Genomic DNA, 16,190 nt, shown 5'->3' on the forward strand with positions numbered 1-16,190 from the left:
GCAATTATCGGGAATATTGATGATCTGAAGTTATGGAGAGCCAATGCTGGAGAAAATACCACTGGAAGCCTTCCGCGTGTTCGACGCGGCAGCACGTGCCATGAACTTTTCCCGCGCCGGCCGGGAGCTCAACATCACCCAGGCCGCCGTCAGCCGCCGCATCAAGGGACTGGAAGATCACCTCGGCGCGACGCTTTTTACCCGACGAGGCCGGAACCTCGCACTGACGCCGGATGGCGAGCGGCTGTTCCAGCGCGTGCGCGCCACACTGGAATATCTGGAGGAAAGCCTGGAGCCTTTTCGCGCCGGCACGGGCGAGATCATCTCGATCGCCGCGAGCGGCTCCATCTCGCATCTCTGGCTCGGGCAGCGGCTCAGGGACTTCGGCAAGGAGAGCCCCGGCATCTCGGTACGCCTGCTGACGACGGACGTGCACTCCGAACTGGCCTCGGAGAACAACGATCTCATCATCATCTATTCCACCGGCGAGCACCCGCGCTGGAGCTTGACGCCACTTTTCAACGAGGTGCTGGTCCCGGTCGCCTCGCCGGATTATTTGGCAGCCTGCGGCTTGGACCCGCAGACGCTGACGGCGGTCGACATTGCCGGGCTCGATCTCATCGACTACGAGCGCGCCAATGCCCATTGGATCAGCTTCCGCCAATGGTTCAGTCGTGTCGGTGATCCCCTGAAGGGCAAGCTGCCGCGGCCGCGCCTGTCTTTCTCGACCTATATCATGGCGGTGGAGGCAGCCCTCAGGGGCGAAGGCATAGCGCTTGGTAGTCTCGGCCTCATCGAGGAATATCTGCAGTCAGGCGCGCTCATCACAGTCGGCCAGGATCGCGTCGAGAGTGGCTTCGGATATTATCTCGGCGCCCCTCGCTTCCGCTCGCTCTCTCCGGAAGCGGCGCAGCTGCACCGGTTTTTACTACAAGGACAGCAGGTCTGATGCGGCTTCGGAAAAATTCCAGCTACCCTACAGGGCAGCCGCATGTGAAATCGTTGCCTCCCCTCCTTCTTCCCCCTCGGGGAGAAGGGATTGCGGACGTGACACGCCTCATATGCGACTACACTAACTTCCCCGGTCATGACTTACCCAACAGCAGCATCAGCAAAGGCATGACATCACAACAAAAAAGCGGCCCATAGGACCGCTTTCATCTCATTCATCACTGCGCTGACCGCATCAATCCTGCGTGATCGAACCGCGCAGATGCGAGAGTTCCATGATGAAGTGCTCCAGGCGCGACTTGTGCTCGTGATGCTCGGCGTCTTCGAGCTCGGCCTTGGCGGCATTGATGCGGCGGTCCAGCTCGTCACGGCTCATGTCCTCGACCGGAACGGCAGATTCAGCGAGCAGCGTGCAGCCGGTCGGCAGGATGTCGGCGAAACCGCCGAAAACGACGTAGTCCTGCTTCTTGCCGGAAGCCGAATGCACCTTGACGACGCCCGGCTTGATGGTGGTCATGGTCGGTGCATGGTTCGCCATGACGGTCATCTCGCCTTCGCTGGCGGGGATGACGACATCGATGACCTGTTCCGACAGCAGCAGGCGCTCCGGAGAAACCAGTTCGAAATTGAAATTGTCAGCCATGACCCGTCACTTCTCGATTGTCTTATTCGCAAGGCAAGGGCGCGCGGGCAAAGCCGCGCGCCGATGGATTGACCTGATTAGGCAGCCAGCTTCTTGGCCTTTTCGATCGCTTCTTCGATCGAGCCGACCATGTAGAAGGCAGCTTCCGGCAGGTGATCGTATTCGCCGTTGACGAGGCCCTTGAAGCCCTTGATCGTGTCTTCGAGAGCGACGAGCTTGCCCGGCGAACCGGTGAAGACTTCGGCGACGAAGAACGGCTGCGACAGGAAGCGCTCGATCTTGCGGGCGCGGGCAACAGCCAGCTTGTCGTCTTCGGACAGTTCGTCCATGCCCAGGATGGCGATGATGTCCTGCAGGGCCTTGTAGCGCTGCAGCGTAGACTGAACCTTACGAGCAATTTCGTAGTGCTCTTCGCCGACGACCAGCGGGTCGAGCATGCGGGAAGTGGAGTCGAGCGGGTCGACGGCCGGGTAAATGCCCTTTTCAGCGATCGAGCGCGACAGAACCGTCGTTGCGTCCAGGTGGGCGAACGAGGTTGCCGGTGCCGGGTCGGTCAAGTCGTCGGCCGGAACGTAAATGGCCTGAACCGAGGTGATCGAACCCGTCGTCGTCGTGGTGATGCGTTCCTGCATCTGGCCCATGTCGGTGGCGAGCGTCGGCTGATAGCCCACGGCCGAAGGAATACGGCCGAGCAGAGCCGACACTTCCGAACCTGCCTGCGTGAAGCGGAAGATGTTGTCGACGAAGAACAGGACGTCCTGGCCTTCATCGCGGAAGTTTTCAGCAACGGTCAGACCGGTCAGAGCGACGCGAGCGCGGGCGCCCGGCGGTTCGTTCATCTGGCCGTAAACGAGTGCTGCCTTGGAGCCTTCGCCGCCGCCATGCTTGTTGACGCCCGATTCGATCATTTCGTGGTAAAGGTCGTTGCCTTCGCGGGTACGTTCACCCACGCCTGCGAACACCGAATAACCACCGTGCGCCTTGGCGACGTTGTTGATCAGTTCCATGATGAGAACGGTCTTGCCGACGCCTGCACCGCCGAAGAGGCCGATCTTGCCGCCCTTTGCGTAAGGAGCGAGAAGGTCGACGACCTTGATGCCGGTGACGAGGATCTGCGCTTCCGTGGACTGCTCGACGTAGGACGGAGCTTCCTGGTGGATGGCGCGCTTCTTGGACGTGTTCAGCGGACCTGCTTCGTCGACCGGCTCGCCGATGACGTTCATGATACGGCCGAGCGTCTCATGTCCAACCGGAACCGAGATCGGCGCGCCCGTGTCCTTGACCGGCTGGCCGCGAACGAGACCTTCGGTCGAGTCCATGGCGATGGTGCGGACGGAATTTTCGCCGAGGTGCTGTGCGACTTCGAGAACCAGACGATTGCCGTTATTGTCGGTTTCAAGCGCGTTCAGGATCGCCGGGAGCTCGCCGTCGAAAGCAACGTCCACAACGGCGCCGATAACCTGAGTAACCTTACCGACAGAACCTGCGGGGGTAGCTGCGTCAGCCATATTCTTACCCTCTTTTCCCTAACCTCAGAGCGCTTCCGCGCCCGAAATGATTTCAATCAATTCCTTGGTGATCTGTGCCTGGCGCTGACGGTTGTAGTTCAGCGTCAGCTTGTTGATCATCTCACCAGCGTTGCGCGTCGCATTGTCCATCGCGCTCATCTTGGCACCCATCTCGCCGGCGACGTTTTCGAGCAACGCGCGGAAGATCTGGACGGAGATGTTGCGCGGGATCAGGTCCGCGAGGATCGAAGCCGCATCCGGCTCGTACTCATAGACGGCGCCCTTGTGGGCTGCATCTTCTTCGACGACGACCGGAGCCGAAGCCGGAATGAGCTGCTGTGCCGTCGGGATCTGGCTGATCACCGACTTGAATTCGGAATAGAACAGCGTGCAGACATCGAATTCGCCAGCTTCGAACATCTCGATGAGGCGCTTGCCGATGGCGTCGGCATTGTCGAAGCCGATGCGCTTGACATCGCGCAATTCCTTGCGCTCGACGATCAGCGATGCATACTCACGGCGAAGAACGTCATAGCCCTTCTTGCCGACGGTGAAGATCTTCACCGTCTTGCCTTCGGCCAGAAGCTTGCGGGCATGGTCACGGGCGAAGCGCGAGATCTGCGAATTGAAGCCACCGCAAAGGCCGCGTTCGGCCGTGCAGACGACGAGCAGATGCACATCGCTCTTGCCGGTTCCGGTCATCAGCAGCGGCGCGCCGTCGGCATCGCTGACGGCAGCCGAGATGTTGGCCAGAACAGCGGCCATGCGCTGCGAGTAAGGCCGGGCGGCCTCGGCCGCCTCCTGCGCACGCCGAAGCTTCGCCGCGGCGACCATTTTCATCGCCTTGGTGATCTTCTGCGTCGCCTTGACGGAGGCGATCCGGTTTTTCAGATCCTTGAGTGAAGGCATCCTTGGTCCGTCCTAGAGCTTGGGCCCGATTACGCGAAAGACTTGGCGAAGCTGTCGAGAGCAGCGGTGAGCTTGCCCTTCGTCGCGTCGCTGATGGCCTTTTCGGTGCGGATGGTGTCGAGGATGTCCTTGCCTTCCGAGCGGAGGTACGACAGCAAGCCCTGCTCGAACTTGCCGACCTGGGCAACAGGCAGCTTGTCGAGGTAACCGTTGACGCCGGCGAAGATCACCGCAACCTGCTCTTCCGTCTTCAGCGGCGAGAACTGCGGCTGCTTCAGGAGTTCGGTCAGGCGAGCACCGCGATTCAGCAGGCGCTGGGTTGCGGCATCGAGGTCGGAACCGAACTGGGCGAAGGCGGCCATTTCACGATACTGGGCGAGTTCACCCTTGATCGAGCCTGCAACCTGCTTCATCGCCTTGATCTGAGCGGACGAGCCGACGCGCGAAACCGACAGACCGACGTTAACGGCCGGGCGGATACCCTGATAGAACAGGTCGGTTTCAAGGAAGATCTGGCCATCGGTGATCGAGATCACGTTGGTCGGAATGAAGGCCGAAACGTCGTTACCCTGCGTTTCGATGACCGGGAGAGCGGTGAGCGAACCAGCGCCCTTCTCGTCATTCATCTTTGCAGCGCGCTCGAGGAGGCGCGAGTGCAGGTAGAAAACGTCACCTGGATAAGCTTCGCGGCCCGGCGGGCGGCGCAGAAGCAGCGACATCTGACGATAGGCAACAGCCTGCTTGGAGAGGTCGTCGTAGCCGATCAGAGCGTGCTGGGCGTTGTCACGGAAGTATTCGCCCATGGCGCAACCGGCGAACGGTGCCAGGAACTGCATCGGAGCCGGATCGGAAGCCGTCGCAGCAACGATGATCGAATACTTCAGCGCGCCGCGCTCTTCGAGCACCTTGACGAACTGCGCAACGGTCGAGCGCTTCTGGCCGACGGCGACGTAGACGCAGAAGAGCTTTTCGCTGTCCGGACCGTTATCCTGAATGGACTTCTGGTTCAGGATCGTGTCGAGGATGATGGCGGTCTTGCCGGTCTGGCGGTCGCCGATAACAAGCTCGCGCTGGCCGCGGCCAACCGGGATCAGAGCGTCGATGGCCTTGAGGCCGGTCGACATCGGCTCATGAACCGACTTGCGCGGAATGATGCCCGGAGCCTTGACGTCGACGCGCGAACGGCGGGTCGCGTTGATCGGGCCCTTGCCGTCGATCGGGTTGCCGAGCGCGTCGACGACGCGGCCGAGCAGCTCCGGACCGACCGGAACGTCAACGATCGCGCCGGTGCGCTTGACGGTGTCGCCTTCCTTGATGTCGCGGTCGGAGCCGAAGATAACCACGCCGACATTGTCGGCTTCAAGGTTCAGGGCCATGCCGCGAATGCCGCCGGGGAATTCGACCATTTCGCCGGCCTGAACATTGTCCAGACCGTAGACGCGGGCGATACCGTCACCGACGGAGAGAACCTGGCCGACTTCGGAGACTTCAGCTTCCTTGCCGAAGTTTTTGATCTGATCTTTCAGAATTGCGGAAATTTCCGCGGCGCGGATATCCATCAGCCGACCTCTTTCAATGCAAGCTTAAGGGTGGAGAGTTTGGTGCGAAGGGACGTATCGATCTGACGCGAACCGACCTTGACGATCAGGCCGCCAAGGATCGACGGATCGACGGTGACGACAATCGTCACGTCCTTGCCGGTGACGCCCTTCAGCGCCGCCTTCAATTCATCTTCCTGCGCCGGGGTCAGCGCATGGGCCGAGGTGACCTCGGCGGAAATCTCGCCGCGATGCTGGGCGGCAATGATGCGGAAAGCCTTGATCATGCCCGGCAGCGCAAAAAGGCGCCGGTTGCTGGCCACAAGCTTCAGAAAGTTGGTGACATAGGCGCCGAAGCCGGCCTTTTTCGCCAGCGCCTCGATCGCACCGACCTGCTCTTCAGCCGAAAAAACCGGGCTGAGAACGAAGCGCTTCAGATCATCGCTTTCGTCGAGCATGGCTTGGAACCGATCGAGATCGGCGGTCACTGCCGGTACGGCACCCTCTTCAAGGGCCAATTCGAACAGCGACGAGGCATATCGTTCTGCAACACCAGAAACATGCTGGGATGTGTCTGCCACGGGCACAAAATTCCCTGATTTCAACCCAAGAACCAAACTTCCGGGTGACGGAAGCATTATGCCCTTGAATTCGTTTTGATTTCCCCCAGAAATCAGCAGGAGTGCGCTCCCACCTCATCCGAAATTCGGGGTTCGTCTAACATAGGATATGGAGACTCGCAACACGCGTATTCGACGAATACGCCATTCGGGCGAATTTATGATGGCAAAATTCGAAAAGCATGGGGATAGCGCAGGCAAAAATGGCCGCGCCGGAGCCGTTTTCGGCTTAAATATAACTCAATCCGTATAAAATCGGTAGAGCAGCGAGAACGATCTGCACAACCAAAAGAAGCACATTCAGCCAAACGCTTCCGCGGTCGGACATGAGAGAAAGAATTCTACCGAAGGCGGCTACGGCAAAAGACGCGCCGAGAGCAATATAGATCATTGTCTGATCAAGCATTATCGCGGCCGCCCCGAAGCCAACAAGAAAGCCTCCAACCGAACGTGCTTCAGCATATCCGTCAGGTCGGCCCTCGCGTACCTGCAGCCGAAGGAAGCGATAGGTGTAACCGGGCGCAAACATGATCAAAACGCCAACAACCACGGTGAGCGCAGCCGAACAAAGAGCAAGCTGCGCACCTAGTTCGGTCGGAAATTCAAACTCCATCGGTCGTCCCCAAATCAGCCGGCGCGCAAATCACGCAGTTGAGATGGCCGACTTATGGCATGATCCGTGTTGCAAGGGGAAGGCGCAGTCAAGCTATCTGCCGCGTCAATCACAAGAAGCTTTGCGGATCGATATCGAGCTGCACCTGCACGGAGCCGCGCTCCTTCGGGGACTGCGCCAGCATGGCCCGCAGGAATCCCTGCATGTCGGAATTGCGCCTGCCGTGCACGAGCAGGCGGAAGCGGTGACGGCCGCGCACGAGCGCGATCGGCGCTTCGGCCGGACCCAGTACCGATATGCCCGAGACCTGCGGCGCCGCATTGCGCATGCCGCGGGCATGGGTTTCGGCATCCTGCCTGCTATCGGCCGAGACGATGATCGAAGCGAGCCGGCCGAAGGGCGGCAATATCGCCCTCTCCCGCTCCGAGATCTCGCGCTCGTAAAAGGCGCTGGCATCGCCGGATACGATCGCCTGCATGACGGGATGCTGCGGCTGGTAGGTCTGCAGCAGCCCGTGGCTCTTCAAGCCAGTTCGGCCGGCGCGTCCTGTCACCTGCGACAGGAGCTGGAACGTCCGCTCAGCAGCGCGCGGATCGCCATTCGCCAGGCCGAGGTCCGCATCGACAATGCCGACCAGCGTCATCAGCGGGAAATTGTGTCCCTTGGCGACGAGCTGTGTGCCGATGACGATATCGGCTTCGCCCTTGGCGATCGCGTCGAGCTCCAGCCTCAGCCGCTTGACGCCGCCCATGATGTCCGAGGAGAGCACGATCGTCCGCGCCTCGGGGAAATGCCGCTCCACCTCTTCGGCGATCCGCTCCACGCCCGGCCCGCAGGCAACGAGATGATCGAGCGTGCCGCATTCGGGGCAAGCCTCCGGCGTGCGCTCAGCATAGCCGCATTGATGACATTGGATCTGGTTGCGGAAACGGTGCTCGACCAGCCAGCTCGAACATTGAGGGCATTGAAACCGGTGACCGCAGACCCGGCAGAGCGTCAGCGGCGCATAGCCGCGCCTGTTGAGGAACAAGAGCGCCTGCTCGCCCTTGGCAACCGTCTTGCCGATCGCGCGGATCATGACCGGAGACAGGAAGCCCCCGCGCTCCGGCGCATGCCGGCGCATATCGATCAGATGCAGATCCGGAAGCGCCGCATCGCCGAAGCGCGTCGGCAAGTGGATTGTGGTGTAGCGCCCGCTCTGGCCATTGACCTGGCTTTCGACCGATGGCGTCGCCGACACCAGCACGACGGGAAAATCACCGATGCGGCCGCGCACCACGGCCATATCGCGCGCATTATAATAAACGCGATCCTCCTGCTTGTAGGCGGGATCATGCTCTTCATCGACGATGATCAGCCCGAGATCCTCGAAGGGCAGGAAGAGCGCCGAACGCGCCCCGGCCACGACCCGAACGTCGCCGGTCACAGCCTGACGCCAGACCTTTTCCCGCATCTTCGGCGCGAGATCGGAATGCCATTCGGCCGGCTTGGCGCCGAAGCGATCCTGAAAGCGTTCGAGGAAGCTGGCCGTCAGTGCGATCTCCGGCAGCAGGATCAACACTTGTTTGCCGCGCCGGAGCGTTTCGGCAATCGCCTCGAAATAGACCTCCGTCTTGCCGGAACCGGTGACGCCGTCGATCAAGGAAACCGCAAACTCGCCCTTGCGCACATCGGCCAGGATTTCGTCGGCGGCATCCTTTTGCGGCCCCTGCAGCCGCGACGCGGTGAATTCCGGATCAGGCTTGGCGACGACAGGCGGCGGTGGCAGGAAGATGGTTTCGAAAATGCCCTGCGAGATCAATCCGTCGACGACGCTGGTGGACACACCCGCCGCATGCGCCAGGCCAAGCCTCGTCCACGAAAGCCCGTCCGCAGCGATCTCCATCACCTTGGCGCGAGCCGGCGTCATCCGTTCCGGCTGGCCGCCGATAAAGCGCAGGCCCTCGATCATCGGCTCGGGATCAAAGGCAGCCGGCGCTCGAAGCGCCATGCGTGCCACAAGCCCCGGCGGCGAGAGCGTATAGGCGGCAACCCAATCGATGAAGTCACGCATGTGCTTGCCGAGCGGTGGGCAATCGAACACATGGCTGATCGGCCGAAGCTTCTTCGGATCGACACCACCGTCATCCTCGTCATCCCAGACGACGCCGATGACCTGGCGCGGCCCGAGCGGCACCTGCACGACCGAGCCCGGCTCCACCGCCATGCCCGCAGGCACGGCATAGGAATAAGCCCGCGGCGCCGGCATCGGCACGAGAACGGGAACCGTACGGCTCATCACAGGTTTTGCGGGCGCCGCCTCGAAAAGCGCACCGAACAGATCGGAAGAATCTTTGCTCATTGCGGCAGACCATGCCCCGGACGGACGCAAAAGAAAACCCGGGGTGGCGCAAGAGCACTTGCAAAATGCGGATAGTCTGTAAGCTACCGTGAGTATCCGGCCTTATGCAGCAACATCACCAATGACCACAATCGGCCCGAAGCGACCATCAAAGCCGGAAGCGACTCCCAAGGGCTATTAGAATCTATGGGCTGAGCCCTTGACCTTGCCAGCGTGGGCAAGGACGCGTCGAAGCTGACCCTACCTTGAGAGATTTAAGATACGAACTCAGCGTTCTCTATAAGAACCGATTTCGCGTTGACTCCATTCTAATATGATTGTTATAGAATGACCATATTAGAATGGAGAAGCACATGGCTCGACCGGTCGAGTTCGACGAGAAGCAAGCCCTGACTTCAGCCATGGAGATTTTCCGACGGCGTGGTTTCGCTGGTGTTTCCATAAAAACACTTGAGAAAGACACAGGAGTATCGTCCGGCAGCCTTTACAATAGCTTTGGCTCTAAGGATCAACTGTTCGTTAGAGCTATCAATCACTACAATGCATACGTGGTTGCCAATCGCATCCATCGTCATCTCGAAGCGGACGATCCTGGCGCGGGCCTGCTGTCGATGTTTCTGTCATTACTCGATGAGCCCGACGGTGGCTCAGCGGGTTGCCTGTTGACCAATACCGCCGTTGAATTCGCTGGCGAGGGCGGTCCGGTCACCGACAGCGTTACACAAGGATTTGAGCTTTTGCTCAGCGCTTTTGAAAAAGTGCTCCTCCGAATCGGAATTATCGCGGGATCACGGCAGGGAGCGCTCAAGCTATTGGTCCTCTACCAGGGGCTGCTCGTGCTCATCCGCCATGGTCATTCGAACCAAGACTTACGCGCCATCATCTATGCCGAAATCAATTCAATTACAGGAGAATACCATGTCTGAAGCCAATTGGAGTCGTTACAGCAAGAGCTGGTCGCAACCGCAAGCGGAGCGCGATGCAGCGCTCGCGGCGTTGACGTCAGATAATGTCACTTATACGGACCCCAATGTCGAGCTAACCGGACGCAAGGCCTTTTCCCAGTACATGGGCGAGTTTCAAACTCAGTTCCCGGGAACCGCATTTGAGATAGTCGACGTGCGCGAACATCATGAGCAATCGCTCGCCAACTGGAAGCTGGTCGACAGCAATCGCACTACGATCATGGTGGGTACAAGTCATGCGAGACTGACACCCGAGGGGAAATTTGCGTCGTTCACAGGATTTTTTTGAGGTCGATTTGGCAACGGCACGTAAACCGGATTTCGTTGATTTTCTGGAAGCAGAGTTCAATCAGTTAGTCGAAGTCGAAACTCTACGGTTTTTTGGTGGCTGGCAGTTTCGTGCGACAGGAAAGCAATTCGCGATCCTGATGCGTGATGTCTTGTATTTCATCACCGATCCCGCCATGAGGGCCGAGCTTGAAGCGGCGGGCAGTCAGCCATTTAGTTATCACAAAGGCGGAAGGCTGGTCGTTGTTGGGCGTTATTTTTCGGCCCCGGACGATGTGATGGATGACATCGACAAGTTGCACCATTGGGCTGCGCGCGCGATAAGCATATCCTGATCTCGATTTCATCGAACGTCTGACATCAGCGCACTAGGGACAGACGCGGTTCAGTTGAGAGGAGAGAGTTTTTGGTTCCTCCGCGCCCCGGGACGCGACGCTGCCGATGACGCAGAATTCCTGGCGATCAATCCAAGCGGATTCATTCCAGCACTTCGGGACGGCGAAGTCACGATGGTCGCGATGATGGAATACTTGATGGCGCGATCGTATCCGTCACCACATGATCATTCAGCAGAGCACCTCTACCTGAGGCTGTCACATCGTCAATCCCGCGTCATAAGGTACCTGCGCTGCAGGACGACGAACTCGAACCAACCGCTATTCATCGTCATCGTCGATCTCGCCGGTCAGCCGCATGCCGTCGATCCAGGTGGAGCCATCTTCGCGGATCACGCGGCGCGGCCTCGCGCCACAGCGCTCGCGAACGGCCTCTGCCAAACGTTCGGAATGGGTGACGATCCAGATCTGGCTTGTCTTCGCCGCCTCAGCGATCATGTCGGCAAGCGGCAGCAGCATGTCGGGATGCAGGCTTGCCTCCGGCTCGTTGAGCGCGATCAGCGGCGGCAGGCGGTAGGACATCAGGGCTGCAGCAAGACCGAGAAACCGGATTTGGCCGTCCGACAATTCGCGCGGCTGGAAGACGCGGTTGGGAAATTCGGGCAGCATCAGCCCGAAATCCGCCGTTTCCTGCGGTTCCGGCACCACCAGCCGAGCGCCGCCGAGCGCTGCGGCAAGAACCCGGTCCAGCTCGACAGTATCTTCACGCGTATGAACGAGGGTCGCGAAAACGGCGGCGATATTGGCGCCGTCCTCGTCCAGCATGGGAGACGTCACGGCAAGGCAAGGCGCACGCAGCGGCGAGCCGCGATCGGTGCGGAAGCCGTGGTAGAATCGCCAGGCATCGACGGCTCGGCGGAAGGTGCCGACCTCCGGAAAATAGCCGGCATCGCCCAGGAGCGCGACCGCCGTTTCGGAGCTCAGGACGTTCTCGGGATGCACCTGCATGCGGCCGCTTTCGCCGCGCACAGAAATGCCGGGACCATCGCGCTTCATCATCGTCACCGGCCTGCGGCCGGTTTCGACCGACAGCTCCTCGGCCTTGACCTGCGGCTCCAGTGGAAAGCCGGCGGAGGCACAAGGCGGCCGCATGCCCGCCTCGATCCAATAACGGAAGGTCGCCGCCCGCTCCATGTCGAGCAACTCGACATCGAAGCGGATGCGGGCGGACTCATGCGAACGCCGCTTGCCCGACCACATGGCCGAAAACATGCCGCCTTCACTGGAAATCTCATGCGCCAGCCTGCCGCGAACAGCGGCCTGCACCAGCTGCAACGAGCGATAGAGATTGGACTTGCCGACACCGTTCTCGCCGATGAACAGATTGACGTCAGAAAGATCCATGCGGATCGAGCGCAGGGAGCGATAATTCCTGGCAAACATCGAGCGTAGCTGCATGCTCGAGGGTTTAGCCGATTCCGATATTAAAGAGAATGCGAAACCAGAGGCTCGTCATGGGTCGGAGGAACAAGCGGCGCGAAGGTTGCGCTGCCATCGGCCGCAAGATCGAAGACCGTATGCTTCTCCAGCGCCTTCGTCACCTCGTTGACGTCCCCGTCCAGATGCTCGACCGGAATGAGATTGCCGACGAGGAAATCGAACTGGTCGCCGCGCTTGTTGAGCAGCTCGTGGAACACCGTCATGTCGCGCAGCTCGGTCGACCATTTGGCGAACCAGTAGAACAGGCCGGAATTGCGCGCTGTCAGATGCACCGGCAGGATCGGCAGATTGTATTTGCGCGCTAAGCCAACGGCCGATGTCTTCCACGGTCGCTCGTTGAGCTTGCCGTTCGCCCAATAGGCGATGCGGCCGGACGGGAAGAGCACGGTCACCTTGCCCTCCGCCACGGCGCGGTTGGTCAGCTGTAGCGTTTCGCGCGTCTTCGGCTTGCTCTTATGTTCTTCACGCCATTCGACCGGGATGATCATCTCGGCAAAACGCGGGTTGACCCGCACCGCATCGCGATTGGCGAAGATCATCATATCCGGCCGGCGCGACTTCAGAAGATCGAAGACGGCGACGCCGTCGGCAATGCCTGTGGGGTGATTGCTGACGAGAATGAAGCCGCCGGAAGCCGGAATACGATCGGCATGGGTGACGCCGATGTCGAGCCGCAGCAGATCGCTCATATATTCGAAGCACTGGAAGCCCGAAAGCTTGGCGACATCATCGGCGAACTCGATCGCCTTGTTGTAGCGCAGCAGCGTGTAGAGAAACGGGCGCATGAGCGGCCAGAGCGGGTTTCGGACGATCTTCTGCCCGCGCTCTGCGATCAACGTATCGACGATATGTCCTGGCTGTCCCTGGGACACCAAAGCGATTGCTTCTGCAATCTGCCCGAGTGCAGTTATCGAACCGCGACGTGCCATGAAGTATCCTGAATGGTTGGGATATATTCTATCGCAATCGAATATGATCGAAGCATGACAAGCGCCTCGCATATGGAAGGCGAACCATCCGAGATCCGGAGCGAGCCATATGCAGTTTCATTGAAGTCCAGATGCGCCCCGCGGCACGAAGGGAAAACTCACCGGAAGCAGCGGGAAAATTAGCGATTCCATAACCTTCCTTCCTTCAAAGTGGCAGATGCGATCTGAATTTCAAGGGGTTTTCCACTGAACGAATTGCTTGTTATCGCCGACTCCAGGTTGATGGCGGAACGCAACCGCTGGCTCGAAGCACTTGGCAAGGAGCGGCGGCTCGCCGCCCATACGCTAAATGCCTATGAGCGCGATACGCGGCAATTCCTGACCTTCCTCACCGGCCATCTCGGCGGTCCGGCGACGATCGAAGATATCCACGCGCTCCGCCCCGCCGACTTTCGCGCATTCCTTGCCGCCCGCCGCAAGGACGGCGCGGGCGCGCGTTCGCTCGGGCGCAATCTTGCCGGGCTTCGCTCGCTGTTGCGCTATCTCGAAAGGAAGGGCCTGGTGAATGCCGCGGGTGCCGCTGCGGTGCGCTCGCCGAAACAGCCGAAATCGCTACCGAAGCCGCTTTCCGACAAGCAGGCGATTACTGTCGTCAGTGACGAAGCGCAGCTGCACGAGGAACCATGGATCGCCGCGCGCGATGCCGCCGTGCTGACCCTGCTCTATGGCTGCGGGCTGCGCATCTCTGAAGCGCTGGATCTGACGCCGCAGGATTTTCCGCCGGGCGCAACCTCGCTGCGCATCACCGGCAAGGGCAACAAGACGCGACTGGTGCCGCTGCTGCCGATCGTCACGCAAGCGGTCGATCAATACCGCAAGTTCTGTCCCTATCATCTCGAAGCCGATGACGCCCTCTTTCGCGGCGCGCGCGGCGGCAAGCTGCAGCCGGGCATCATCCAGCACGGCATGCAGAAACTGCGCAGCGCCTTCGGGCTGCCGGATACGGCAACACCGCACGCACTTCGCCATTCCTTTGCCACCCATCTCCTGGCCGGCGGCGGTGATCTGCGCACCATTCAGGAACTGCTCGGCCACGCCAGCCTTTCGACGACGCAGGTCTATACCGGTGTCGATTCCTCACGCCTGCTCGAGGTCTACGACCGCGCCCACCCGCGCGCATAAGAAAAGATTAACCTCTCGCGTTAAGGGAATTTCCGTCTCGTTCCCGTAAAGCAGAATCATGTCTCGACATGCCTCCCGAAAGCCGCTTTCCGGCGTTAGCGGTCATGCTCTCTGCAAACGGAAGATTCTGATGATTTCTGCCCTCGGGTCCAAGACGATGCAGTCGATGAAGCCGACGCTTGGTGATATGCTGCTCTGGCTTGCAACCGCCTTTCCGCTGATGCTTGCGGTGCTGCTGGTCGCGACGATGCTGACGCTGCAGCCAGCGCATGCCGAAGGCGCAGTCTCCGATAGCTGCGGCGGCAAGGATCTGATGGCCGAACTTCAAAAGAACGATCTGGCAAAATACGCCTCCATCATCGCCGCCGGCGACAGGATAGAAAACGGCAAGGGCATTTTCTGGAAGATCGAAAAGCCCGGCTTGAAGCCGTCGTGGCTGCTCGGCACTATGCATGTCTCGGATTCACGCGTGCTCACGATGCCGAAGGGAGCCGCCGATGCTGTGGCCTCCGCCGACACGATCGTGGTTGAATCGGACGAAATTCTCGATGACAAGAAAGCCGCCGCCGCTCTCTTCGTCAATCCTTCGCTCACCATGCTCACCGACGGTTCGACCATCAGCGAACATCTGTCGCCGGAAGACAATGCCCGGCTGGAAGCGGGTCTGAAAGAGCGCGGCATCGCGCTCGCCGCCGTCTCCCGCATGCAGCCCTGGCTGATCTCGAGCTCCTTCGAGATGACGGGCTGCGAGGTTCGCCGCAAGACGGCCGGCGCGAAATTCCTCGATCAGAAACTCGCAACCGACGCCGCGGCCGGGGGCAAGAAGGTCGTCGGTCTCGAAACGCTGGCCGAGCAGGCCAAGGCCATGAGCGATCTGCCGATCGCGCTTCACCTTAAATCGCTGCTGCAGACGCTTGAACTGGGCGACAAGATCAACGACGTCAACGAAACGATGATAGAGCTCTATATCGACGGCAATATTGGCGCGATGATTCCGATGTTGAAGGTGATCGAACCGGACCAGAAGATCACGGATGCCGATACTGCCGCTTTCGAGCAGCGCATCATCCTCGACCGCAATAAGGTCATGGCCGAGCGTGCCGCGCCCGTTCTCGACAAGGGCAACGCTTTCATCGCAGTCGGCGCGCTTCACCTCGTCGGCGATCAGGGCCTTGTGGCGCTGCTGCGCAAGCAGGGTTTTACGGTCACGGCGGTGAACTGACAGCTCGCATCTGCTTGCCGAGATTGGCTAGCATCGTCGCGACGATCAGGCGGTGGAATGGCGTGATGATGGCGAGATAGATCCGGCCAAGCAATATGTTCCGCCGGACGAGCGTCGTGGCGTCGATCAGCCGACGCCCCTGGTCGTCATCACGCACGTCGATGACGACCCGAAAATCGAGATGCCGATCGTCGAAGCCGAGCACGACCTGATCGTCCGACTTGCTGACGACGGGAAAGAAGCCGATCTTCTCCCACTCCTCCGCCCGAAGGTCGCTGCTGGATCTCAAGCCGAACAAGCCTGTTACCGCATCGCGCACCCGTATCAGCAGCCGCACCCAAAACGGAAAGCGGCTGAGCATCGTTCGAGCGGCGGCAATGGCCGTCAGATCTGAGTTGGGGATATTCAGCTCATAGCAGTCAGCCCAATCGGCATCCGGCAACGCCGGATGCGGCATAAGGGGCTTTACCATCAAAGGCCTTGCAGACATGGTTTCATCCGCCTTTATTCGACGTCTGCAAGTTACCATACATTGCGATGCTACCCGATCGGCAAAATTGGGCTGCGGCAATTTGGCCGGCGGATAATGGATTAGGCTGTGGTGACGATTTAAGGGTTTGGGATTCTCCATTGGGAGCAAATCAGA

The 16,190-nt window shown here is 60.0% G+C and carries 16 protein-coding genes; 6 read left to right on the forward strand and 10 right to left on the reverse strand.

Annotated elements, in window-relative coordinates; genetic code table 11:
* Positions 1-43 precede the first annotated feature (43 nt).
* On the forward strand, positions 44-949 hold the full coding sequence (locus tag AC13QE_RS27470) for a LysR substrate-binding domain-containing protein (RefSeq protein WP_488486092.1): 906 nt from the start codon (positions 44-46) through the stop codon (positions 947-949).
* Positions 950-1,186: 237 nt separating this feature from the next.
* Here the strand turns inward: AC13QE_RS27470 and AC13QE_RS27475 are convergent, their stop codons facing one another.
* From AC13QE_RS27475 to AC13QE_RS27505, 7 genes are all read right to left on the reverse strand, one after another.
* Positions 1,187-1,594: a F0F1 ATP synthase subunit epsilon gene (locus AC13QE_RS27475; protein WP_015341386.1), complete on the reverse strand. Its 408-nt coding sequence runs from the start codon at positions 1,592-1,594 to the stop codon at positions 1,187-1,189.
* Positions 1,595-1,671: 77 nt separating this feature from the next.
* The gene (gene atpD, locus AC13QE_RS27480; protein ID WP_015341387.1) at positions 1,672-3,102 is read right to left on the reverse strand and encodes a F0F1 ATP synthase subunit beta; all 1,431 of its coding nucleotides are present in this window, start codon (positions 3,100-3,102) and stop codon (positions 1,672-1,674) included.
* Between the two features lie 24 nt (positions 3,103-3,126).
* Positions 3,127-4,011, reverse strand: coding sequence for a F0F1 ATP synthase subunit gamma (locus AC13QE_RS27485; RefSeq protein ID WP_132720636.1), 885 nt, complete (start codon positions 4,009-4,011; stop codon positions 3,127-3,129).
* Positions 4,012-4,040: 29 nt separating this feature from the next.
* Complete coding sequence (gene atpA, locus AC13QE_RS27490) at positions 4,041-5,570, reverse strand: F0F1 ATP synthase subunit alpha (RefSeq protein WP_069613405.1); 1,530 nt, start codon at positions 5,568-5,570, stop codon at positions 4,041-4,043.
* On the reverse strand, positions 5,570-6,136 hold the full coding sequence (locus AC13QE_RS27495) for a F0F1 ATP synthase subunit delta (RefSeq protein WP_132720635.1): 567 nt from the start codon (positions 6,134-6,136) through the stop codon (positions 5,570-5,572). Before AC13QE_RS27495 ends, atpA begins: the two co-directional genes overlap by 1 nt.
* Before the next feature lie 262 nt (positions 6,137-6,398).
* Positions 6,399-6,782 (reverse strand): AGROH133_08824 family phage infection protein, encoded by a 384-nt coding sequence (locus AC13QE_RS27500; protein WP_488486093.1) that lies wholly within the window; start codon positions 6,780-6,782, stop codon positions 6,399-6,401.
* Between the two features lie 109 nt (positions 6,783-6,891).
* Positions 6,892-9,123: a primosomal protein N' gene (locus AC13QE_RS27505; RefSeq protein ID WP_488486094.1), complete on the reverse strand. Its 2,232-nt coding sequence runs from the start codon at positions 9,121-9,123 to the stop codon at positions 6,892-6,894.
* Between the two features lie 353 nt (positions 9,124-9,476).
* Between AC13QE_RS27505 and AC13QE_RS27510 the strand changes: the two genes are divergently transcribed.
* From AC13QE_RS27510 to AC13QE_RS27520, 3 genes are read left to right on the forward strand one after another with little or no spacing between them, the layout of a single operon-like run.
* Complete coding sequence (locus tag AC13QE_RS27510; protein ID WP_165915318.1) at positions 9,477-10,049, forward strand: TetR/AcrR family transcriptional regulator; 573 nt, start codon at positions 9,477-9,479, stop codon at positions 10,047-10,049.
* Complete coding sequence (locus AC13QE_RS27515) at positions 10,042-10,377, forward strand: nuclear transport factor 2 family protein (protein ID WP_488486095.1); 336 nt, start codon at positions 10,042-10,044, stop codon at positions 10,375-10,377. Before AC13QE_RS27510 ends, AC13QE_RS27515 begins: the two co-directional genes overlap by 8 nt.
* A complete protein-coding gene (locus AC13QE_RS27520; protein ID WP_488486096.1) occupies positions 10,352-10,711 on the forward strand; it encodes a TfoX/Sxy family protein in 360 nt (119 codons plus the stop codon). The genes AC13QE_RS27515 and AC13QE_RS27520 overlap by 26 nt, the downstream gene beginning before the upstream one ends.
* A gap of 321 nt (positions 10,712-11,032) precedes the next feature.
* On the opposite strand, the gene AC13QE_RS27525 is transcribed toward AC13QE_RS27520, so the two are convergent.
* Positions 11,033-12,169: an AAA family ATPase gene (locus AC13QE_RS27525; protein WP_488486097.1), complete on the reverse strand. Its 1,137-nt coding sequence runs from the start codon at positions 12,167-12,169 to the stop codon at positions 11,033-11,035.
* Positions 12,170-12,195: 26 nt separating this feature from the next.
* Positions 12,196-13,140 carry a GNAT family N-acetyltransferase gene (locus AC13QE_RS27530; protein ID WP_488486098.1) on the reverse strand — a complete coding sequence of 315 codons (945 nt, stop codon included), beginning with the start codon at positions 13,138-13,140 and terminating at the stop codon, positions 12,196-12,198.
* Positions 13,141-13,386: 246 nt separating this feature from the next.
* Between AC13QE_RS27530 and AC13QE_RS27535 the strand changes: the two genes are divergently transcribed.
* Both AC13QE_RS27535 and AC13QE_RS27540 read left to right on the forward strand, forming a co-directional pair.
* Entirely contained in the window at positions 13,387-14,322 is a 936-nt protein-coding gene (locus AC13QE_RS27535; protein ID WP_488486103.1) for a tyrosine recombinase XerC, read from the forward strand.
* Positions 14,323-14,452: 130 nt separating this feature from the next.
* The gene (locus AC13QE_RS27540; RefSeq protein ID WP_488486099.1) at positions 14,453-15,544 is read left to right on the forward strand and encodes a TraB/GumN family protein; all 1,092 of its coding nucleotides are present in this window, start codon (positions 14,453-14,455) and stop codon (positions 15,542-15,544) included.
* On the opposite strand, the gene AC13QE_RS27545 is transcribed toward AC13QE_RS27540, so the two are convergent.
* Entirely contained in the window at positions 15,528-16,034 is a 507-nt protein-coding gene (locus AC13QE_RS27545) for a DUF2867 domain-containing protein (protein WP_488486100.1), read from the reverse strand. The genes AC13QE_RS27540 and AC13QE_RS27545 overlap by 17 nt on opposite strands.
* Positions 16,035-16,190 lie beyond the last annotated feature (156 nt).

This window comes from Martinezella sp. CNPSo 3957 (assembly GCF_057784395.1).